We start from the raw sequence: 202 nt of genomic DNA, 5'->3' as shown, positions 1-202 counted from the left end.
CCTGTGGACAGGCAGGGCGACCTGGACGCGGGTGATCCGTCCGGAGTCGACCATGAAGCCGCGTCCGAGCGGGAAGTCCGACCGTGTGCACCGCGGGAAGGCGGTGCGGAACAGGGTCAGGCCGTCGGTCTCCTCCGGCTGCAGGGCGATGCCGGCGCGGGCGGTCTTCAGCTCGCCGAAGAGCTGCCACGCGCTCGGAGCC

The 202-nt window shown here is 72.3% G+C and carries 1 protein-coding gene; it reads right to left on the bottom strand.

The window, feature by feature from the left end; genetic code table 11:
• Window positions 1-202, bottom strand: a 202-nt coding sequence (locus BIU99_RS20085; RefSeq protein WP_175484435.1) for a hypothetical protein, incomplete at both ends; no start/stop codon positions are given.

Origin of the sequence: Plantibacter sp. MMLR14_011 (assembly GCF_001865025.1) — a bacterium.
Lineage (GTDB): Bacteria > Actinomycetota > Actinomycetes > Actinomycetales > Microbacteriaceae > Plantibacter > Plantibacter flavus_A.
This window is presented reverse-complemented; position numbering and strand designations above follow the sequence as displayed.